17 protein-coding genes and 1 pseudogene are annotated in these 21215 nt (G+C 45.0%); 12 read left to right on the top strand and 6 right to left on the bottom strand.

Features of this window, described 5'->3' with window-relative positions; genetic code table 11:
- Positions 1 to 311: 311 nt before the first annotated feature.
- The 8 genes and pseudogenes from HFV01_RS27815 (at position 312) to HFV01_RS27780 (ending at position 10944) form a co-directional block, all read left to right on the top strand.
- A pseudogene (locus tag HFV01_RS27815) lies at positions 312 to 920 on the top strand (IS607 family transposase).
- Positions 877 to 1992, top strand: coding sequence for an RNA-guided endonuclease InsQ/TnpB family protein (locus HFV01_RS27810; protein ID WP_318286310.1), 1116 nt, complete (start codon positions 877 to 879; stop codon positions 1990 to 1992). Before HFV01_RS27815 ends, HFV01_RS27810 begins: the two are co-directional and overlap by 44 nt.
- Positions 1982 to 3679, top strand: a complete 1698-nt coding sequence (locus HFV01_RS27805; protein ID WP_193520614.1) for a CHAT domain-containing protein — start codon at positions 1982 to 1984, stop codon at positions 3677 to 3679. Before HFV01_RS27810 ends, HFV01_RS27805 begins: the two co-directional genes overlap by 11 nt.
- A gap of 143 nt (positions 3680 to 3822) precedes the next feature.
- Positions 3823 to 4437 (top strand): hypothetical protein, encoded by a 615-nt coding sequence (locus HFV01_RS27800; RefSeq protein WP_231296466.1) that lies wholly within the window; start codon positions 3823 to 3825, stop codon positions 4435 to 4437.
- A 725-nt stretch (positions 4438 to 5162) separates the two neighbouring features.
- Positions 5163 to 6434 carry an RNA-guided endonuclease IscB gene (gene iscB / locus HFV01_RS27795; protein ID WP_193520613.1) on the top strand — a complete coding sequence of 424 codons (1272 nt, stop codon included), beginning with the start codon at positions 5163 to 5165 and terminating at the stop codon, positions 6432 to 6434.
- A 284-nt stretch (positions 6435 to 6718) separates the two neighbouring features.
- Complete coding sequence (locus tag HFV01_RS27790; RefSeq protein ID WP_193520612.1) at positions 6719 to 7876, top strand: nucleotidyltransferase family protein; 1158 nt, start codon at positions 6719 to 6721, stop codon at positions 7874 to 7876.
- A 16-nt stretch (positions 7877 to 7892) separates the two neighbouring features.
- Complete coding sequence (priA, locus tag HFV01_RS27785; RefSeq protein WP_193520611.1) at positions 7893 to 10520, top strand: primosomal protein N'; 2628 nt, start codon at positions 7893 to 7895, stop codon at positions 10518 to 10520.
- A gap of 229 nt (positions 10521 to 10749) precedes the next feature.
- Complete coding sequence (locus HFV01_RS27780) at positions 10750 to 10944, top strand: NblA/ycf18 family protein (RefSeq protein WP_006622493.1); 195 nt, start codon at positions 10750 to 10752, stop codon at positions 10942 to 10944.
- Between the two features lie 86 nt (positions 10945 to 11030).
- On the opposite strand, the gene HFV01_RS27775 is transcribed toward HFV01_RS27780, so the two are convergent.
- Entirely contained in the window at positions 11031 to 11462 is a 432-nt protein-coding gene (locus HFV01_RS27775) for an NUDIX domain-containing protein (protein WP_193520610.1), read from the bottom strand.
- 21 nt (positions 11463 to 11483) lie between these two features.
- Positions 11484 to 12710, bottom strand: a complete 1227-nt coding sequence (locus HFV01_RS27770) for a bifunctional sterol desaturase/short chain dehydrogenase (RefSeq protein WP_006669433.1) — start codon at positions 12708 to 12710, stop codon at positions 11484 to 11486.
- Between the two features lie 232 nt (positions 12711 to 12942).
- On the opposite strand from HFV01_RS27770, the gene HFV01_RS27765 reads away from it, so the two are divergent.
- Positions 12943 to 14250, top strand: coding sequence for an ABC transporter substrate-binding protein (locus HFV01_RS27765; RefSeq protein WP_006622490.1), 1308 nt, complete (start codon positions 12943 to 12945; stop codon positions 14248 to 14250).
- Positions 14251 to 14276: 26 nt separating this feature from the next.
- On the opposite strand, the gene HFV01_RS27760 is transcribed toward HFV01_RS27765, so the two are convergent.
- The 3 genes from HFV01_RS27760 to HFV01_RS27750 form a co-directional block, all read right to left on the bottom strand.
- Complete coding sequence (locus HFV01_RS27760; RefSeq protein WP_006622489.1) at positions 14277 to 15221, bottom strand: hypothetical protein; 945 nt, start codon at positions 15219 to 15221, stop codon at positions 14277 to 14279.
- Positions 15222 to 15408: 187 nt separating this feature from the next.
- Complete coding sequence (locus tag HFV01_RS27755; RefSeq protein WP_006669434.1) at positions 15409 to 15972, bottom strand: DUF697 domain-containing protein; 564 nt, start codon at positions 15970 to 15972, stop codon at positions 15409 to 15411.
- Between the two features lie 114 nt (positions 15973 to 16086).
- Positions 16087 to 16263, bottom strand: coding sequence for a hypothetical protein (locus tag HFV01_RS27750; protein ID WP_006622487.1), 177 nt, complete (start codon positions 16261 to 16263; stop codon positions 16087 to 16089).
- A 98-nt stretch (positions 16264 to 16361) separates the two neighbouring features.
- Here HFV01_RS27750 and HFV01_RS27745 point away from each other — a divergent pair, with 98 nt between their 5' ends.
- From HFV01_RS27745 to HFV01_RS27735, 3 genes are all read left to right on the top strand, one after another.
- Positions 16362 to 17801 carry a cytochrome ubiquinol oxidase subunit I gene (locus tag HFV01_RS27745; RefSeq protein WP_006669435.1) on the top strand — a complete coding sequence of 480 codons (1440 nt, stop codon included), beginning with the start codon at positions 16362 to 16364 and terminating at the stop codon, positions 17799 to 17801.
- A gap of 84 nt (positions 17802 to 17885) precedes the next feature.
- Complete coding sequence (gene cydB, locus HFV01_RS27740) at positions 17886 to 18899, top strand: cytochrome d ubiquinol oxidase subunit II (RefSeq protein ID WP_006622484.1); 1014 nt, start codon at positions 17886 to 17888, stop codon at positions 18897 to 18899.
- A 110-nt stretch (positions 18900 to 19009) separates the two neighbouring features.
- Positions 19010 to 19933 carry a TraB/GumN family protein gene (locus HFV01_RS27735; RefSeq protein WP_006669436.1) on the top strand — a complete coding sequence of 308 codons (924 nt, stop codon included), beginning with the start codon at positions 19010 to 19012 and terminating at the stop codon, positions 19931 to 19933.
- 80 nt (positions 19934 to 20013) lie between these two features.
- Here the strand turns inward: HFV01_RS27735 and HFV01_RS27730 are convergent, their stop codons facing one another.
- Complete coding sequence (locus tag HFV01_RS27730) at positions 20014 to 20883, bottom strand: peptidoglycan recognition protein family protein (protein ID WP_193520609.1); 870 nt, start codon at positions 20881 to 20883, stop codon at positions 20014 to 20016.
- Positions 20884 to 21215: the final 332 nt, after the last annotated feature.

The following is a 21215-nucleotide window of genomic DNA, read 5'->3' as shown; positions in this document are numbered from 1 at the left end:
TAGATTTGGGTGTTTTCTTAGTATGTTCAGTCTATGAGGGATGTCCCCTAGTTCCCAATCGAGGCAGCTATGGCCAAGATGTTGTCAAGAAATCCTTTAAGATTTTAGGCGATCGCGACACATTTCGCGACAGATTTATGGTAAAATGAGACTCGGCGAAACTGTTAAGTCTACCAACTCTGAAGTTCAGGGTGATCTCGTGGGAATGCCAATTTTCAATGTCGCCGAATCAAAGCATGATTTAATCTCAAATTAGGTTAACATTTTACGGCAATACGGTATAATAAGCGAGAAGAGTTGAGGATAAACCTATTGCCAGATATGTCAAACCCAAGGAAGCCGCCCAAATCCTTGGAGTCCATGAAAGAACACTCCGCAGATGGGACGACAATCGCTCAATCGAGACCATCAGAACCCCCGCTGGGCAACGACGATACAACGTTGAGTGATATACTGCTGCCAAATCAGGCAGTGACAAACGCAAAGTCGTTATCTATGCCAGAGTTAGTAGCCGCGCCCAGCAGTCCGACCTCAACCGACAGGTGGCCGCACTGTCCAACCTCTACCCCGAAGCAGAAGTCGTCTCAGAAATCCGAGGCGGGCTCAACTTCAAGGGAAAGAAAATGCTGGCCTGACTGGGACATCATTTGTCAGGAGATGCCCGCATGGTTGTCGTTGCCCACCCAGACCGACTGGCAAGGTTTGGATTTGACTTGTTTCGATGGCTCTGTGAGCAAAACAGGTGCTCACTCATGGTTCTCAACGAGACAAGTCTCAGTCCAGAACCAGAAATGGTTGAGGACATCCTCGCCATCCTCCACTGCTTCAGTTCCCGATTATACGGACGGAGTAAATACAAAACTCAGGTCAAAGAAGATCCGGATTTACCCCAGCCCAGGGCTAAATCAAGTCTGGCGTAAATGGCTGGCTGCTTGTCGGTATTGCTACAACCAAGCAATTGCATTATCCCGGAGTGGTAAACGACTAAGCAAGTTAAAGTTACGCAATAAAGTGATGCAGAGTGACTTACCCGAATGGGTCAAAGAAACACCCTGCCATATTCGGCAGAATGCTATCTTTGATGCCTATCTCGCCTTTTCAGCCAGTCCTGGCGCAAGGTTTAGGAGCTGTCGGGATAGTTCTCAAGCCATCAAGTTTAACGATGCTAATTTCTCTTCAGGGAGTTGGTATCCAAGACTAACGAAAGGATTAACTTTCATGGTTTCCGAACCCATCCCTAAAACTTGCGGGCAAGGGACTCAGTTGGTGTTTACCAAAGGTCGATGGTTGGCGATTTTCCCTGAACCAGTTGCCGTTACCCCAACTGACGCTACTGGCGTGATTGCATTAGACCCGGGTGTGCGAACTTTCATAACCGGGTTTGATGGTTCACGATTTCTGGAATTGGGCTCCGGGGATATTGGACGCATTACTAGGCTATGTCAACATTTGGATGATTTAATGAGCCGAATCGCCAAGGAACCCTGTCGTTCAAGGAGGCGACGGATGAGGCAAGCGGCTCAACGAATGAGAACTAAAATCCGGAATTTAGTGGATGAGGCCCACAAGCAAATTGCTCACTACTTGACTCACAACTACAGCATAATTTTTTTGCCCACCTTCGAGACTTCCGATATGGCCAGTCAGGTGAAGCGTCTAATCAGGTCTAAGACTGCCCGCGCCATGCTGACATGGGCGCATTATCGATTCAAACTAACCCTGAGACATCAAGGGGAAATAACTGGAACCACAGTTGTAGATATGACGGAAGAATACACCAGCAAAACCTGTACTCACTGTGGTCATGTGCATTCCCAGCTAGGTGGCTCAAAAGTGTTCCGATGTCCGGAGTGTGGGTTCACTCTACCCAGGGACTGGAACGGTGCTTTGGGAATCTTTCTAAAAGCTTTGCGGGATACCGCCTCTGTTACCTTAACGGGTAATAGTGCTATCGTCGCATTGTCAGGCAATAGCCGGATAAATGTTGCGTAAATGTATCAGTCCGACCCTAAGTATTGCGATCGCTCGTTTGAACTCACCCACAGGCAACCACTTCGCCACCTGGGTGTTTAATTCTGTCAATGCCAGCGATTATGTCCACCATGACTGTATATGGCCAGAATCCCTCTCACAATTATGGCAAGCCTGGTTAGAAATGTTTTCCCCAGATAGCTTACCCCTAGGGGTGAGTGAGTCAGCCATGAATGACCCGCAATTTAGTCTACCACCATTATCAGCCGCTCTGGAAACCAAACCCAGCTACAGCAGCCGACTAATGCAACAATTGGGAATAGATTTATGGCAGTGGCTGTTTCAGGGAGCAATTCAAAGCAGTTTCCACCGTTGTCAAGGACTAGCCCTAGGCCAAAAATGTCCGCTGAGAATACGATTAGATGTGCGATCGCCCAATTTAATTCCCCTACCATGGGAAATTATGCAATCACAGGCGGGACAACCAGCCATCTCCCTAAGTCCGAGGCTGTTATTTAGTCGCACTACCTGTGATGTCCAACCATTAAGCGATCGCCCCTTAATCCAAGCCCTAAACATCTTATTAGTTTTAGGTCATAACGACATCCCCCAATGTCAAACCCCACCAGCCACAAATTCCCATTGGCTGGAATTAGAAAAGGAAGCCTCACAAATTGCGGAAGTTTTAGCCAACACCACCGACCCAGGATCTGACTCATCAAGAAGCGATCGGCTACCCTGTTTCATCAAAACACTAATCCAGCCCAGTGTAGCCCAACTAATTACGGAACTAGAAACCCCCCAGCAGCTAGGTCAGATACCGTATAACGTGATCTTCTATGCAGGTCATGGCTTGACGGGTCCTGATGGTGGTTTACTATTTCTACAAGAGCAAACTACCATTAATGGTACAGAATTGGCTCAAGTTCTAGTGCGCTGTGGTATCACTCTAGCGGTATTTAATGCCTGCTGGAGTGCAGTCCCAGCCATGGAATTATCATCGACTCTACAAAACATCACTCTTCCCGCCATTCCCAGCAGCAGCTTGGCTAAAGTATTAATCCATCATGGAGTCCCAGCGGTTTTAGGAATGCGGGACTCCATTACGGACAGCGAAGCCCTCAGTTTTATTCAAACCTTTGCTAGAGCCTTATCAGAAAGGATGCCCATTGATCGGGCTGTAGCGATCGCCAGACAACAGTTGCTGACCCTCTACAAATTCAACCAGCCAGCTTGGACTCTGCCCATATTATATATGCACCCTGAGTTTAATGGCTTCCTAGCCCCCACCGAGGACGCTATTCGCACCCAACTACCCGCCAACTCACCCACGGCGCTAGGATATTGTCTCCCCCGCGCCTATCTGAAACTCCAGCAAACAACTGAGGAAGTCACATCAAAAAGCTGGCTAATAGAAGCCGGACGGGTTCAGATAGGGCGATCGGAACAAAATGATATTGTTTGGCATGAATCATGGATTTCTAATCAACACGCCGAGATTTTCTGTCGCAATGGTAACGGGTCTCCCACCAATCCGCCGACCTACTTTCTGCGAGATTTCTCTCGCTACGGTACTCTAGTTTGGGAGGAACAGAAGCAGCAGTGGCACCGCATTCATCATCAAGAGGTACAACTTTCATCGGGAACTAAGTTAAAATTTGGCAGTTCCCAGGGTCGCATTTGGGAATTTTTGATTGATAGCCCGTAAAACTCTATCCTTATCCTCAGAGAACTTGCGGAATTGCTGCTCTCAGTTTTGTAGCTATGGGTGCGGGATACCATCCCGAACAATTATCCATTATCCGCCTATCCCGAACCTTGGATTATGTTGTCAACAAAGGATGTTACTCAATGACTAAACTTAATTGCCACAATGATGAGACCGCATTGGATTTCTGGTCACTACTGTTAGATGACTCGGAAAATTCTGCCTATCCCTGGAGCCATGAACAAACAGAATCTTATGGCTATTTTGAGGAGGCAGATCTAAACTTGTCTCTGTCACACTGTTTCAGTGACGATGATATAACTCAAAGATCCCAAGTCTTCTTTGAACATATAGAAAATCGGTGGCCGCGGATTTCTCTGTATCAATTATTAGTTGATAAATTAACACTTAATGGCGAGGTAAGTCTCCTATCTCGCATTCCTGAAAATATACTTAGGGGAATATCTAAAGCAGTTGCTCAGGATAAGACTTTCCAGAGTCTTGGTGAACAGCTTGTATTTTGCGTTAGTCAAATTTTACCTGAGTGGGACCCGGAAGATTTGCAGGTTCTCGCTCGTCCTATGGTTAATGCTATGCGCGGAAATGACAATCGCGCCCTAGAATCAATATTGACAAAAGTGGGTTCCCAACAATGGCATGAACTCTCACCCGTAGAACAAGCTCGCTTGAGTTTGGCGATCGCTCATTATGCCCTAACTTTGGCAAACACCACCGGAACTTCTTTGCAGGAGAGTTAATCAGATTAATTGATGGGATTTTTCAAAGACTGTTAACAATTGTGGCAATTTTCGCCAAAATATCTGCCAAAAAGTTGACGATATTATAGGGCTTATGGTATCATTGAAGAAATCGCACCCAAGGGGTTATTGTGTCTATACGCAAAAAAAGACGCGATCGCCCTGATTCTATCGTCCCCCCAAATATTATCTGGGCAAAAATTAAAATTCCCGATTATTGGCTATATGGACGAGATAATTGGTAAACCCGCCCGTACAGGGCTACTGTCCTTGGTGATATATATTGGCACAAACTAGGTTTGGTGCATAAGAACTCAGGAAAGGGAACCGGGAAGGTAGGGGGTCAATCTGTTTTGGGTAAAATCGGGAAATATTGATAGGCTAGTAAAAGCTGTAGTGGAATATTCATACACCAGGGGAAAGTAAGTGTCTTTAAGTTATGGTTAATGGTGTCTGTCAGCACCCCCGGCTGAAGCACGGGGGCTTCGTGCCCCCGCTTTCAGGTAGCTGACCAGCTTAAGCCTTAACTGGCTACGTTCAGAGCAAGAGTTAAAGTTCCTACCCTGGAATGCGTGCTAGTTCCAGGCACTAGAACCAAATCGTTAAACAGTTCTAAGGGGTTAAGACAGTGCGATTTGGAAAGTACCGACTCTGAACATTAGCGTTCGCGCAGCGTGCGCGTTAGCGCATAGCAGACGTTACGAGCAATCAGAACAGACGCAACAATGTCTAACCATATTTTCGTTTTAGATACCAACCGCAAGCCCCTGACACCGTGCAAGCCAGGGGTGGCACGATCACTGCTCAAAGCCGGGAAAGCATCGGTATTTCGACGCTACCCATTCACCATTATTCTAAACAAGGAGGTTGACGCTAATCCTGAACCCCTCGAACTCAAATTAGACCCAGGCTCTAAAGTCACTGGAATTGCCTTGAAGCAAGGGAATCATATTATCTTTGCTGCCGAGTTGCAGCACCGAGGACAGCAGATTAAAGAAGCATTGCTCTCTCGTCGTCAACTCCGACGTTCTCGACGAAACCGCAAGACCCGATATCGACCAGCTCGGTTCTTGAATCGGACTCGGAGCAAGGGTTGGTTAGCTCCCAGCTGGCAGCATCGAGTAGATACTCTAATGACCTGGGTTCACCGATTTCGTAGACTTGCCCCAGTTGGCCGCATTGCTCAAGAGCTAGTACGGTTCGACCTGCAATTGATGGAAAACCCTGAGATATCAGGTGTTGAGTATCAGCAGGGAGAATTACAAGGCTATGAAGTCAGGGAATACCTGTTGTTCAAGTGGGACAGAACCTGTGCTTACTGTGGGGCTCAAAATGTACCACTTGAAGTTGAGCATATCCACCCTCGGTCTAAGGGTGGCTCTGACCGGGTTTCTAACCTGACGATGGCTTGCCACTCATGCAATCAAGCCAAAGGCAATGGGGACATTCGGGATTTTTTATCGAGCCAGCCTGATGTACTGAGTCGTCTTCTCAGGCAGGTAAAATCGCCGCTTAAAGATGCAGCAGCCGTTAACTCGACCCGATGGGCTTTGTTCAATGCTTTGAAAGCAACAGGACTCCCAGTTACCACAGGAACGGGCGGACAAACGAAGTTCAATCGACTGAGGCTCAACCTACCTAAAGCTCACTGGCTTGATACTGCCTGTGTTGGACCAGTCGAATCACTCGAAGTTCTGACTTCAAAACCGTTGCTGATTTTAGCAAAGGGGCATGGAACCCGTCAGATGTGCGGGACGAATAAGTACGGATTCCCGAATCGTCACCGCTCCAGGAGGCAAATTCATAAAGGCTTTCAGACTGGCGACATGGTGACGGCACTGGTCACAGCGGGGAAGAAAATTGGCTCATATCTAGGACGGGTTCTCTGCCGTGCGTCTGGTAGTTTTGATATTACCACCGCTTCGGTACGGGTGGCAGGCATCAGCCACAAATACTGCCAACCGATTCACAGGAAGGATGGTTACGCCTATGCTTGAAAGATTGACGGGGACTAAAGTCCCCCTGTCGCGTTTCCTCCCCGGTCTAAAGACACGGGGCTTCCACGCTCCCAAGAGGTTTACGTGAACGGGACCAGAGGGCTGACCGAGACTAAATGTGGATCAGGTCATTGTCTAAGTAGAACGGAAAACCATTAAGCAAACAGGGAAGATATTTAGCAAGGGGTTAAGCTCCCGCTGGCTGATCAACGAAGAATCCCTAGCCTAGCCTTTGTAGGCGGGGAGTGTTAAAGAATAAGAATAGCTGAGGGTAGAGTGTGAATATGAAAGCGATGATTTTGGCTGCTGGTAAGGGGACTCGTGTTCGCCCTATTACTTACACCATACCGAAACCATTAATTCCGATTCTCCAAAAGCCAGTAATGGAGTTTTTGGTAGATTTGCTGCGTCGCCATGGTTTTAAGGAAATCATGGTCAATGTGAGCCATTTGGCGGATGAAATTGAGAACTATTTTCGTGATGGTCAGCGGTTTGGGGTAGAGATTTCTTACTCATTTGAGGGGAGTATCGAAGATGGTCAACTGATAGGTAAGGCTTTGGGGTCTGCTGGAGGAATGAAAAAAATCCAGGACTTTAACCCATTTTTTGATGATACGTTTGTGGTGTTGTGCGGGGATGCCTTAATTGATTTAGACCTGAGTGAGGCGGTAAAATGGCATAAACAGAAAGGTGCGATCGCTACTGTGGTGATGAAATCTGTACCGAAAGATGAGGTTTCCAGCTATGGGGTGGTGGTTACGGATGAAATGGACAGGATTAGGACCTTTCAGGAGAAGCCATCTGTAGAAGAAGCTCTCAGCACCAGCATTAACACGGGGATTTATATCTTTGAGCCGGAGATATTTGACTACATCCCGTCTGGGTGCGAGTATGATATTGGTAGCCAACTGTTCCCCCATTTGGTGGAAATAGGCGCGCCCTTTTATGGGATTACTATGGATTTTCAATGGGTAGATATTGGGAAGGTTCCCGACTACTGGCGGGCTATTCGCAGTGTGTTACTGGGTGAGGTGAAAAATGTGCCTATCCCAGGTAGAGAAGTGGCTCCGGGGATTTACACTGGGCTAAATGTGGCGGTGAATTGGGATAAAGTCCATATTGAAGGCCCGGTCTATATCGGTGGTATGACCCGCATTGAAGATGGTGCAACTATTATCGGTCCGACTATGATAGGTCCGAGTTGCTCAATATGTAGCAACTCCTATGTCAGTAATAGCGTGATTTTCGAGTATTCTCGGTTGGGGCGTGGGGTGCGCCTGGTAGACAAATTGGTGTTTGGTCGCTACTGTGTGGATAAGCTGGGAGCTTCGATTGATGTTCAGGCGGCGGCTTTGGATTGGCTGATTACTGATGCTCGACAGGCTGTGGGTGATCCCCCAGAAGAACATCAGGCGATCGCAGATATTCTCAGCACCTCATAACTTTTGGGTAGGTTGTATGCATAAATCTTCCGTGGTATTGTACGGGGGGGCAATCGAATCACCCTCTGTTTCCAGCAGGTTATTTCCGAAAAGCGACCCACTTCCCCTAAAACTGGCTGAAGGTGGTCTATCTTACGGTTCAGAAAATTGGGGCGGTAATGGTGACCATCAACTGGTTGAGGTTTTAGTGGATATACCCACCCTCCGCCAGACGGAGGACACGGAAGATATAGAACAACTTTATACCTACCAAGTGCCGCCTCACTTAGATATTATGCCGGGGGATATTCTCAGTGTCCCCTTTGGCGCTCAACAGATAGGGGCGATCGCCATTAGGTTAACATCAGAACTGCCAGAAAATCTGAGGGAACCGGGTAAGGCTACCTCTATCAAAGTGCGTCCCGTAGAAGATATCACTGTCAAGGGATTTTTCCCCCCCAATTATTGGCAATTACTACAACAGGTCGCCCAGTATTATCAAACCCCCCTAATTAAGGCGATCCGAACTGCCCTCCCCCCCGGACTCCTACGCCGTAGCCAGCGACGTATTCGTTTAGTTACTAATGCTATTCCAGACGGTGCTGAAGAGTTTTTGCAACCGAAAGCCCAAAGGATTTTACAACTTTTGCGCCAGTCAGCTACGGGAGACTATACCTGGCAGTATTTGCAACGACAAATTAAGGGAGGCTCTCGGGGACTACAGGATCTGATCAAACGGGGTTGGGTGGAAAGCTATCTCGAACCGCCGACACCACCGCGCCCTAAACTCAGACCAGCAATCACCCTAGTGATAGATTGGGTAGAGTTAGACTTTATAGACATAACCACCCGTCAGCGGGAAGTGCTGGAAATTTTGCGGCGGCGGGGTGGGGAAATGTGGGTAACTGATTTATTGCAAACCTGCAACACCAGTTCTAGCTTACTCAAAACTCTGGAGAAAAAGGGATGTGTAGTAATTGGCGATCGCGAAATTCTACGCACGGAACAGGGTATTTCGACAATAGCGGATCAGCCTTTATCTCTGACGGAACACCAACAACAAGCCTTAGACGTAATTTTGGGGTTATCTGGTTTTCATCAACTGCTGCTGCATGGTGTGACAGGTTCGGGCAAAACTGAAGTATATTTACAGGCGATCGCCCCCATTATTGACCAGGGTAAATCAGCCCTAGTCCTAGTCCCGGAAATCGGCTTAACTCCCCAACTAACCGATCGCTTTCGCGCGAGGTTTGGTGAGGTGGTGTTTGTCTATCATAGTGGTTTGTCAGAAGGTGAACGCTACGATACCTGGCGTAATATGATCCAAGGTACTCCCCAGGTAGTAATCGGAACGCGATCGGCAATTTTTGCCCCTTTACCCAATTTAGGCATAATTGTTCTCGATGAAGAACATGACAGCAGCTTTAAACAGGACCAGCCGCAGCCATGCTACCATGCTCGCACTGTGGCAGCGTGGCGGGCGGAACTGGAAAACTGCCCCTTAATTTTGGGTTCAGCCACTCCCGCCTTGGAAACTTGGCAGCATCATCGCCACAATCATAACCCATCCATTCATTATCTATCTTTACCTGAAAGGGTATTATCTCGCCCCCAGCCGCCGGTAGAAGTCGTTGATATGCGTCGGGAATTGAAGCAGGGGAATCGATCCATTTTCAGTAGAAGTCTACAATTGGCGATCGCCTCTTTGCGAGACAATAATCAACAGGGCATTTTATTCATCCACCGTCGCGGACATAGCACCTTTGTTTCCTGTCGCAGTTGTGGCTACGTCATGGAATGTCCCCGTTGTGATGTTTCTCTCTCCTATCACCACATTCACGCCGAAGCTATCCCATACCTACGCTGTCACTACTGCAACCATTCCCAATCCTACCCCGAACGCTGTCCCCAGTGTGGCTCTCCCTATTTTAAACATTTTGGCAGTGGGACCCAACGAGTCGCCCAGGAATTAACCCGCCTTTTTCCAGAATTGCGGTTTATCCGCTTTGACAGTGACACCACCCGCACCAAAAATGCCCATAGAATTCTCTTAACTCAGTTTGCTAACCGGGAGGCTGATTTATTAGTTGGTACTCAAATGCTCACCAAAGGTTTAGACTTAGACTCTGTGGGGCTGGTGGGTATTGTCTCCGCTGATGGACTTCTGCACCTGTCCGACTACCGCGCTAGTGAGCGTGCTTTTCAGACTTTGCTACAGGTGGCCGGACGTGCGGGACGTGGTAACGACCCCGGACAGGTAATTCTCCAAACCTATACCCCCGAACATCCCGTCGTCGAAGCCGTCCGAAACCATGCTTATGATTCTTTTGTGGAAACCGAGCTACAACACCGCTCAGAGCTTAATTATCCCCCCTCTGGTGGCTTGATTTTACTCCGGTTAAGGGGTTATGATGCGATCGAGGTTGAACAAACCGCCCACCGTATCGCCTCTGAGTTAAGTTCTGAGCTGCTTCCGGGAACTTGCGAACTGTTGGGACCCGCACCCGCTCCCATTATGCGTGTTGCTAATCAATACCGCTGGCAGATTTTATTAAAATTCCTCCCCGGTCAGACTACCCCCACTCCCTCTCTGGCTGCTTTGGCTAAAAAATGCCCCCCCTCTGTTCGCTTCTCCATTGATGTTGACCCTCTCAGTTTCGGTTAACTATTGCCACTTATCCCCCCACAGCCATAGTTTTTTCTCAACTATCCAGTCATCTCGTATCGTGGATGACAAATTTTTGGGTTAGATCTGTTATGGTAAATCCAAAGATTTGGGTATATTAAGGTAGGCACTTTGTCAAATAATTGTTATAATTCGTAATAATTTCCGGGACAAGGGTGGCCATCCTAGAAAATTAACCCAAACCCACTTTTAAGGAGTTCACGTCATCATGGAACCTAGTAGCTTATCTTTGGAACAACAATTCAACCTGTCCTCATTTAGAATGCAGGTAAACCAAATGAGCCGGGAACAAGCCCAGGAGTTTTTGGTTAATCTTTACGAACAAATGTTGGTTAGGGAAAATATGTATCAGCACTTTCTCAAGTATCAGTGGGGCTTAGAACCCAATTCCGGTGCTGAGTAAGTGGATATTACCTCGATATTAGTTGGCCACCTCTGTCTCTTACTTTCTTTTTCTGACAAGAAGCGAGTTGGGGGTAGTTGGGTGACTCACATTAGCCTGGGTCGGAGTCCAAAATGGCGAAATTGCAGATAGTCTTGTAAAATGCGATCGTGGTCAAAGCATAGATTCTGTGGAATGCACCAAGGCTCAAAGATGTCTAAATTTTGGGCATCATCAGTCGCCTGGGGTTCTCCCTTCGCCGTAGCGATAAATACCACAGCTAGGGTATGTTGGCGAGGGTCTCGGTTAGGGTCTGAGTAAACATGGAACTGTTGAATCAAGGTGACATCTAGCCCCGTTTCTTCTTTGGCTTCTCTGGTGGCTGCGGTTTCTACTGACTCGCCGTAGTCTACAAATCCTCCGGGAATAGCCCAGCCTAATGGGGGATTTTTTCGCTCTATTAATACAATCGGTCGCGATCGCCGATCTATAAGTTCGATGATGATATCTACTGTCGGCGCGGGATTACGATAGCTCATTGGATTGATGATAAAATGGATCTAGGTATGCTGAGATTTGCTAAATAACCTGAAATAGCTAGAAACCAAAAACTCTTTAATCGGGATAGCCACAAATGTTATAGGGTTAATGGTGACAATAATCGTTCTCACGTTGGACTTGGCTTGTTTGATAATTTGCTTCGCTACCCAGTCGGCTGACATCACCCCAATGGGGTTAAGATTACTTTTAAAAGGCCCTAAAATCAGCTTGCGAATCACACAGGGAGAGTCGAGGCGGCGTAATGTGACTAAATCCCCTAAAGTGCGTTTACTGAGTTCATAAAGAGGACTAAAGGCGGGGCTAACTTCTGCCTCGGAAGTATTGACCCAGACCTCCTTGCGGGCGATATCTGTGTTGGTGCGAACGGTTTTTAAAAACAATTCTAAGAGTCGCCAACTGGAGAAAGTATTGATTTCGTAGGATTTGCCGATCGCCTCTGGGGTTCGTTCCCCGTGTACATTAATACCATGATTGATAATCAGGATATCTACGGTTTCTAACAGATTCGCTAACTGTTCCTCTTCTCCTACTTGCCAGGTGATAGTTTTTAGGGGTAATTCTTGCTGGTCAATGGTGAGGGTGATAGTTTGGGAAGTTGATGATAAAGCGATCGCCTTCGCCCCAGAGTTGTGGAGGTGTTTAAGTAGCGCGCGCCCTAAACTCCCAGAAGCGCCAGTCACCGCCACTGTTTTACCTTTTAGAGAAAGTCCTGTTCCCATAATTTTATCTAAAACCGTGAGAGTTCCGCAAAAGTAGGCATTTTGGTTATCAAAATGGTGTCGCCAGTGATAAGATGGGTTCACCAATAACCGCGACGGTGGCTGAGAAAAATTACCCGGAAGGTGGGTTAAATCAGTGAGTGTGTCCGCGTGGGGAACTCCTGAACCTCTAGCGATCGCAGGCAGTAGAAAGCCGAGGGTGTAAACTGAACCCGTCAGCGTCAACCAGTGAGGATCTCCTGTTAGTCCATAGATACCCAACCAAAACCCCAGACTGAATACTAACATAACCATCGCCTCTGGCACATCATTATACCAGTGGGCTTTCCGATAAATCTCCTCACTTTTAATGCTATAGTCGGGACGAAATACCCGATGATGCCAAGAATGGAGGCGATACAGGGGTTGCCAAACATGGGCGAGGGCGTGGTAGGTGTCTCGGACTAATTCTACCCACACCACCGAAGCTACTACCCAAACTGTATTTATGATCACTAGCGTTAGCATAAACTTAGAGTTTCAGACCTCATTGGTTTTGTTAAAATTTACCATTTAGCATTGTATATGCCAAAGGGCTGTTAAATGTTTGAAACTTCCAGAAAATCTCGATTCTGGGAGTTGGGCTGGTTATCTCTAGCCGAAATGGAGGGTTAGACACCTTCCCCCTCTGGCTGGATGCAGATGGTTATCTGAATAATAGTGTATACTGGGTTATTTATTCTAGTTTGATATAAATGATATGGGTTCAAAGACCTGGAAACGGTTTATAGGTTGGGCTTTGTTGGGTTTGCTGTTGACTTGGGGGGTTAGTTGCGCCTCCCCAACTGCTGATCAAAGCGATCGCCGTGAGGTGGAGTTTTGGACAATGCAGCTTCAACCTCAGTTTAATGACTATTTTAATCAGTTAATTGCTAACTTTGAAAATGATAACCCCGAAGTCAAAATTCGCTGGGTAGATGTACCTTGGTCAGCTATGGAGAGTAAAATCTTGGCGGCGGTGTCCGCCCAAACTGCGCCCGACCTGGTGAATTTAAACCCCGATTTTGCCTCTATGTTGGCGGGTCGCGATGCTTGGTTAAATTTGGATGAACACCTATCCGAAGAAGTGCGATCGCTATATTTACCCAATATCTGGGAAGCTAATATGATCCAAACCTGCGACGGTGATAATTGTCAGAATCGCACCTTTGGCATTCCCTGGTATTTGACTACCCAAATTGTCATTTATAATCAGAATTTACTCAATCAAGCCGGTCTGGAAAATCCCCCCACCACCTATGAGGAAGTCGCTACAGTTGCCCAAACTATTCGCGAGAGAACCGGAAAATATGCCCTATTTGTTTCCTTTGTACCCACCGACTCCGCCCAAGTTTTACAGTCCTTAGTTCAGATGGGGGTCCAGTTGGTTGATAATAATAGAAGGGCTGCTTTTAATACTCCCGAAGGTCGCGCCGCCTTTCAATATTGGGTTGATTTATATCAACGGGATCTGTTACCCAGAGAAGTCTTAACTCAGGGACATCGAAGGGCGATCGAATTGTATCAAGCTGGGGAAATTGCCCTATTGACCACCGGACCTCAATTCTTTAGGGCGATCGCAGAAAATGCCCCCGATATCGCCAAAGTTTCCGCACCATCTAGCGCTATTACTGGCGAAACTGGTAAAATCTCCGTGGCTGTCATGAACCTAGTTATCCCCCAAAATACTCGCCACCCAGAAGATGCCATAAATTTTGCCTTATTTGTGACTAATAGTGCTAATCAATTAAACTTTGCTAAAGCATCAAACGTCATCCCTTCCAGTATTGAAGCATTAGAAAATCCCTTCTTTCAAAACATCCCCGCAGATGCCACACCCCAAGACCAAGCCAGGAAAATTAGCGCCCAACAGATGACAAACGCTCAAGTTTTGATTCCCCCCCTAGAAGACATCAAAGAATTGCAAAGCATTATTTACAACAATTTGCAAGCAGCCATGTTAAATCGAAAAACTGTTGATCAGGCGATCGTAGATGCTGAAACAGATTGGAATCGGCGCTTAAATTAAGCCTTTAAGTTCAACTAAACCCAACTTTATCTAGGGTGGTTGCTATTCTCATATTCCCTTAAACAACCACCCCATTTTATTCCTATATCCCCTAATAAGCCATGTAAATTATTCGGAATCATCCCAGCCAATGAACCTTCTTGCTGCACTAACTCTTGTAGTTCATTTAATCCCTTCATCACCTGATTTTTAACCTCTTGAATTTCCTCGCTAATTTTAACCGAAAGTTGCTGTTTTTCCCGAATTTTATCCTGCCTTTTTTCGTTCCATGTATATATTTTATTATTAGTCTGTGTGTCTAAATCTTGGCAATTTTTTTTAATCACATTTATCTGATGTTGTAAATTAGTCAATTCCTGGTTAAGTCCTTGTTTACGTCCTTGATTTATTGCATATAATTGTTGCAGTTGATAGTTATGATGATAAAAGCCTTCACTATCATCTATCTCTATCTCTAGCCTGAGAATACTGCATTCAATCATATTTTTTTGCTGTTCCAAACTTTTGATATTTTGGAGATTTTTGGAAAGAGACTCAACCAACACTCTTTTCGCATCATTAATATTTTCCGAGAGTTTCCTAATGTCCTGTTCAACCCTACCTTTTCGGCTTTCCAGATAATTAGGATTTTGTAAATCCAGAACCCTGTTAATTTGGGTATATATATCATCAACAATTGTATTAAATAACTGTAATTTTGCGCGCCGTATCTCATCTTTATCATTGGGAATAGTCCCATTATCAGCCGCCTTAATTTCCCTCAAATAATTTCTAACCACACCCATCAGCATATCATTAGTCTGGTTTTTAAAAATCCTATAATACTCACCAGACAAACGATTTCTCTTCAGTAAATCATCATAATCAGTGCATTCATGGCGCGCGCGATCCAGACCTTTAGACTGCTTCAGTATTTCTAAAACCGCCTGTGGCGAAGTAGTAAGTTTAGCTTTAGGAATATGATAAAACATACTATATAGCACTCCTAAATAAGTGTAAAAATTAGGCTATCTTTAGACCATAGTAGTGCATCGTGATAATTAAGAAACCCAGTTTCTCCCGTCTGCTGAAAAATAGGGGGGAAACATGACCAGAAACCGGGTTTCAGAAACCGTCATTATTTAACCAGCCAGTTAATTAACCCCGATACAATATTCCCTAAATCCGAGATAATAGTTCTTGTTTTTTCGCTTGAAATTCCTCCTCACTCAAGACACCTTGCTGCTTCAATTGACCCAATTTCTCTAAAGTTTGATAGATATTAGCCGCCTCATCAGCCTTGTCTTTTTCCAGGTCAGAAACATAGTTTTTTCCCTTTTCAAAAGCCGAGTCATAAGCCCATTTAACCTCTTCTTCCGCAAAATTATTCAGAGACCCACCACTAGAAAAATGGTTAATAGCAACCTGTCCCACCGCATAGGTAGAAGCCCCAGAAGTCAAAGCCATTGAAGTTCCACCAATTAACGAACCAATACCCGGAATTGCCTTAATGAAACTAGAACCCAAACGAGCAATAGTTGTACCTGTTAATGCCGAAACAAATGCTTTTCCCGTACTAACAGAATAGTTGACTCCATACAGTTTAGCAAGTTCTTGTAGCATTTCCATTTGAATAGCAGTAACAGCCATAAAATCCACTATGGGGATAGGGATTAATCCACCTCCCATTGACCAGAGGACGTGATTGCGAATAATAGCTTCTGCTTGCGTTTTTTTACTCATTAGGAGTACCTGGTAAACAATAATGATTTGGGGGGCGCTTCGGGAGATGTTGCCAAAACGACCCTCTTTTATTTTACCCTTTCCCAAACTATTGAAAATTGCTAATAAATCAATCTATAGCCCCCCTAAAGCCCAGCCAGTCCAGTTTTTCAGCCACATTAGCCAGCGCCTAGGTGTCACCGCCTTAACAAAAATTAACAAACTCATTTTTCCTGGACTAGCAACCTTTTTGGCATTTCCCAGAGTCTCAAATTGGGCTTGCTTACAGCCAAGGACAGCATAATCAATCATAATTATCAAGCTATAATTGATAACTAGACATTCCTAGTCGTCCCCTATTCAAGTAGTAGGGAATAATCCGATAACATTGTTAAAACGGAGAGAAAAGCGTGGATATTCTATCCAACACCGTGGCACTGTCCCGAATGCAATTTGCACTGACAGCCATCTTTCATATGTTGTGGCCAGTTCTTACTACCGGGCTAGGTATCTACCTAGTTATTATTGAAGGACTATGGCTAAAAACTCGCAACCCAGACTACTATTATCATGCCAGATTTTGGTCTAAATTTTACGTCCTTAACTTCGGAATAGGTGTCGCTAGTGGCATTCCTATGGAGTTTCAATTTGGCACGAATTGGGCTCCTTTATCAGAGGCTATTGGTAACTTTTTTGGCAGTGTAATTGGCTTCGAGGCTTCCTGGGCGTTTATGCTAGAAGCGGCTTTTTTGGGAATTATGGTGTTTGGTTGGGAGCGCGTCAACCCTATTATTCACTTTGTTTCCACGATTCTTGTGGCTTTTGGCGCTAATCTTTCAACCTTTTGGATTTTGTCGGCTAATTCCTGGCTACAAACCCCGGCGGGAGTGGAAATGGTGGAGGGGAAATTTATCGTGCTTGACTATTTTCAAGCTATCTTTAATCCCTTCATGTTAAATAGCTTTCTGCATATGTTCTTCGCAACATTAGAAACATCGCTATTTGTGATTGGTGGTATTAGTGCTTGGTATATCCTCAAAAAACGGCATCATCAGTTTTTCTCCAAATCTCTGAAAATTGCGATCGCAGCTACTATCGCTGTCGCACCTATGCAGCTTTATATCGGACATTTGAGTGGCGAACAAGTTTATCACTACCAACCTACTAAATTAGCCGCTATGGAGGCGCAGTGGGAAACTATCCCCGCTGGACAGTCTGCTGATTGGAGTTTGTTGGCTTTTCCTAACCCCCAGACCCAAAAAAATGATTGGGAAATTACTATCCCGAATGGTTTAGGGTATATTCTCGAATTTAAAAAAGAATTATCCGAACCTGTCTTGGGTTTAAAAGAGTGGAAACCAGAAGATAGACCGCGTTTATTGGGTTTGATTTACTACTCTTTTCGGATTATGATTGCTATTGGTTTCTTTCTGGCTGGACTCATGGCGGTCACCGTTATTCAGTGGTTACGGGGGAAACTTTCAGCGGACAATATTACTCAACAGGGTTGGTTAATGTGGGGTTGGATTATTTCTGCACCTCTGGGTTATATTGCGGTTGAGGCTGGCTGGACTGTGCGTTGTGTAGGACGACAACCTTGGACGGTTTATAATGAAATTCGCACGGTTGATGCTGCTTCTAATTTACCCCCGGAAAATGTGTTAACTACTTTGGTTGGTTTCGCTGTGGTTTATAGTTTGCTGTTGGTGGCGGCGATTTATTTTGGGAGTCGAATTATTCGCCGTGGTCCGAATTTGGAGTTGGCTATTCCTGGTGGAGTTCGCCCGGCTTTTGATACTAGCCCCGGTCAGTTTTCCCCGGACGAAAGACCAGCAGAAACTCAAGGTTAACTCTGGTTTTATCTTACCCGAAAATTAGGGGCGATCGCTACATCGCCCCACTCATCATCAAGTCATCATCCCGGAGAAGAATTAATGGAAACTTTGCAATATTTACTCCCTCAAGTCTGGTTTGGAATTTTGGCTTTATTCCTGTTTTTGTATGTGATGCTAGATGGCTTTGATTTGGGGGTGGGAATTTTGTCTATCACTTCCTCTAGCGAAAAACGCCGCAGCATCCTGATGACCAGTCTCAGTAATATTTGGGATGCTAATGAAACCTGGTTAGTGTTGATGGGGGGTAGTCTATTTGGCGCATTTCCTCTGGCTTATAGCACTATTCTTAGCGCCCTATATGTGCCGATTTTCGTGATGATTTTTGGCTTAATTTTTAGGGCTGTAGCCTTTGAATTTCGCGAACAAGCGACTAATAAGTTATTCTGGAATTTTGCTTTTGGGGCGGGTAGTTTTTTGGCGGCTTTGGGTCAAGGTTTCGCCCTCGGTGGGGTTCTGGAAGGGATTAGGGTTGATGCTAACGGTCATTTTATTGGCACCACTTGGGATTGGTTACGTTTCCCGACTATAGTAGTAGCATTAACTTTGATTCAAGGATATGTTTTGATTGGGTCTACCTATCTAATTTGGAAGACTGAAGGCGAGTTACAAAAAACTCACTATAAAACGGCTAAACTGGCGGCTATTACTACTTTAATTGGCGCGATTTTAATCACTGTGGTAACGCCGATTTTTTATGAATCAGCACGCGATCGCTTATTTTCTCAACCCCTAGTTTATATCTTTTCCCTAATTCCAATTTTGGGAATAGTGCTAATTGGCTTATTACTCAGAAGTATCACCCGTCAGGAAGAAAGAACCCCATTTATCTGGACAATTTTAATTTTTGTCCTCACTTTTTTGGGATTAGCAATGGTCGTTTTTCCCTATATTATCCCCCCAACAATTACCATTTATCAAGCTGCGGCTGACCCCAGTTCAATGGTGGTTATGATTATTTTTGTCGGCGCTTTAATTCCGGTCATGTTGTTTTACAACATTTATCAATATTTTGTCTTTCGTGGGAAAGTTACCGAGGCGGCTTATGAGGAATAGTCCCTAAATCCCTAGGGAGTGTCTCACTCCCTATATAAAAATACCCTAATTATACCAGATACCCCGACCAACCTTTATAATAACCATGAAATCATATTAATTTGTTAATTATGCCAAAATCCATCAAGTCCCTGTTTTTAACTACTTTGGGAAAATTAGTAACCACGGGTCTAATTACTGCGTTGGTGGTGATTTATGTTTCCCAGGTGACACATTTACACGCGGCGGAGTCTAAACACTTCCTCTGGTCTGTAGAAACTCCCCAAAATCAAGTTTATTTTTTGGGTTCTATTCATGTTTTGAGTGCAGATGATTATCCTTTACCCCAGGTAATGAATGATGCTTTTAATCAGGCTGATAATGTGGTATTTGAACTGAATATCAATGACCTAGAAAGTCTGGAAAGCCAAGCGATTATGCTAGAGATAGCTACGCCGCCAGATGGTAAAACCTTGCTAGATCTAATCAGTGATGAAACTTATCATCTGGTTCAAAAAACCATGGAAAAGTTGCAATATCCTATCCAAATATTTACGAATTTTAAGCCGTGGTTTGTGTCGATGTCTTTGATGTCGTTACAACTGCAAAATCTGGGTTTTGACCCGCTTTATGGTGTGGACAGATACTTTTTTGAGCAAGCGATCGCCCAAGACAAAACCATCATGAGTTTAGAAACCATGAGGGATCAACTCAAGATATTTGATAGTCTGTCCTGGGAACAACAGGATGAGATGCTAAGACAAACCCTCCAAGAAATTGACACCTTAGAAGACTCATTTCAACAAATGCTACAGGCTTGGAAGTCGGGAGATAAACAGACTTTAGAAGATTTGATAATTACTGGGTTTAAAGATTATCCAGAGTTGGGAAATCGTCTTTTTCGCGATCGCCACCTCAAATGGATGACCGAAATACAGAATTTTTTACAAGATGATAAAAACTATTTGGTAGTAGTTGGTGCTGGTCATTTAGTGGGAGAAGATGGTATCGTCCAAATGTTGCGCGACCAAGGTTATTCAGTCCAACAACAATAACCACAGATCAGGAAATTAAAAAAGCGGGTAGTTAACCCGCCCAATCAACCATTAACTATTGAGAGTCAATCAAACCCCAATTATCCTTGATAACCCGGAACCCGACAACCAATGATAATTTCCTGGGTTCTGGGATAATTATTGAGAAGTTGATAAAAAAGCTGTGAATTAAAACTTCTGGGGTCAGATCTATGACCAGATCTATCAACAGCTTGATGGGTAGTAATGCGGTCATTAGGAACCCCCGTCCGCGAAACTAACCAAGCCAAAGACTGATATTGAGCCATGGTATATCCACTGTGGCTAGGACGGTTATTCATGCCATCTGGTGGTGTTTCCAGGGAAACATGATAAGCAAAATTATTGACAGAAGCGGGATATTTAGGATGAGTCCTGACTGCTTCTTCACCGCGACTACCAACAAACACAGAATTTCCGGCACCAAAAGCCCTTAAATCGGGAGGGACAATATAAACAATATCTCCATTGAGGGTAATTAAGGTATGGTAACTGGCCTGATTATCTTCGGAAGTGTGGCGGGTGCGGAAAAAATTAATGGCATTTTGACTGGTGGTAACAGTTTCGTGGAGGACAATAATTGGCTGATTATTGTTCAGTTGACCATTAATATCATAGACAAACCGTTGGCCGTAGTTAGTCTGATTGGCGATCGCCTGATATTCTTGAGGAGTATGGCCAGAGGAACTTTGAGCAGTTAAGGGACGACGAAACCGCGTCAAAGGTGCTGGTTGTTCAATAGGGGGACCCACCTGGGTAGAAGCCACAGCCACATTAGTAGTAGGTCTAACCCCACAGGTAGGCTGCAATTCTAAAGTAACATTAGCCACTTCCTCGGCTACCACCAGTCTCCCAGTAGACAAAAACATAGGAACCGCCAAAGCCACCACAAACATGATCAACAGCAAAACCGGGGTAAATTTTAACTTCATCTAAACAACCGCAAACCATGAATAAGGGAATTTTCAACAGTTTAATCCAAATATTCAGGATAAGCGATCGAGATCTTAAAGTTTGCCTAAAGGCTGAACCGGAAACTCCGTTGAGTTCAGGCTGAGTCCATATCGATACTTTAGCCTTGGCTTCTATTTTAGGGAACTGTTGGGAGCCAGAATTTAATCCAAGATTTGCTTGACATCTTAGGACAATAAGGTACAATACCTCAAAAGATTCGCAACTCAATAATGAGTATACGGTCAAACCCCAGACCATGCCAAATTTCCTTGACGACATACTCATCAAGTCGGATTCTTCATGGTAAAAT

The sequence above is a fragment of the Limnospira fusiformis SAG 85.79 genome, assembly GCF_012516315.1.
GTDB lineage: Bacteria > Cyanobacteriota > Cyanobacteriia > Cyanobacteriales > Microcoleaceae > Limnospira > Limnospira fusiformis.
The sequence above is the reverse complement of the archived record's forward strand: the minus strand, read 5'-3'. Positions and strand labels throughout refer to the sequence as shown.

Bases quoted from the DNA above. Each gene is read 5' to 3' on its own strand.
- HFV01_RS27800 (WP_231296466.1), top strand. From the start codon at position 3,823: ATGACTAAACTTAATTGCCACAATGATGAGACCGCATTGGATTTCTGG.
- HFV01_RS27805 (WP_193520614.1), top strand. From the start codon at position 1,982: ATGTTGCGTAAATGTATCAGTCCGACCCTAAGTATTGCGATCGCTCGT.
- priA (WP_193520611.1), top strand. From the start codon at position 7,893: ATGCATAAATCTTCCGTGGTATTGTACGGGGGGGCAATCGAATCACCC.
- HFV01_RS27735 (WP_006669436.1), top strand. From the start codon at position 19,010: ATGCCAAAATCCATCAAGTCCCTGTTTTTAACTACTTTGGGAAAATTA.
- HFV01_RS27750 (WP_006622487.1), bottom strand. From the start codon at position 16,263: ATGATTGATTATGCTGTCCTTGGCTGTAAGCAAGCCCAATTTGAGACT.
- HFV01_RS27790 (WP_193520612.1), top strand. From the start codon at position 6,719: ATGAAAGCGATGATTTTGGCTGCTGGTAAGGGGACTCGTGTTCGCCCT.
- HFV01_RS27775 (WP_193520610.1), bottom strand. From the start codon at position 11,462: ATGAGCTATCGTAATCCCGCGCCGACAGTAGATATCATCATCGAACTT.
- cydB (WP_006622484.1), top strand. From the start codon at position 17,886: ATGGAAACTTTGCAATATTTACTCCCTCAAGTCTGGTTTGGAATTTTG.
- HFV01_RS27770 (WP_006669433.1), bottom strand. From the start codon at position 12,710: ATGCTAACGCTAGTGATCATAAATACAGTTTGGGTAGTAGCTTCGGTG.
- HFV01_RS27780 (WP_006622493.1), top strand. From the start codon at position 10,750: ATGGAACCTAGTAGCTTATCTTTGGAACAACAATTCAACCTGTCCTCA.
- iscB (WP_193520613.1), top strand. From the start codon at position 5,163: ATGTCTAACCATATTTTCGTTTTAGATACCAACCGCAAGCCCCTGACA.
- HFV01_RS27760 (WP_006622489.1), bottom strand. From the start codon at position 15,221: ATGTTTTATCATATTCCTAAAGCTAAACTTACTACTTCGCCACAGGCG.
- HFV01_RS27730 (WP_193520609.1), bottom strand. From the start codon at position 20,883: ATGAAGTTAAAATTTACCCCGGTTTTGCTGTTGATCATGTTTGTGGTG.
- HFV01_RS27755 (WP_006669434.1), bottom strand. From the start codon at position 15,972: ATGAGTAAAAAAACGCAAGCAGAAGCTATTATTCGCAATCACGTCCTC.
- HFV01_RS27765 (WP_006622490.1), top strand. From the start codon at position 12,943: ATGGGTTCAAAGACCTGGAAACGGTTTATAGGTTGGGCTTTGTTGGGT.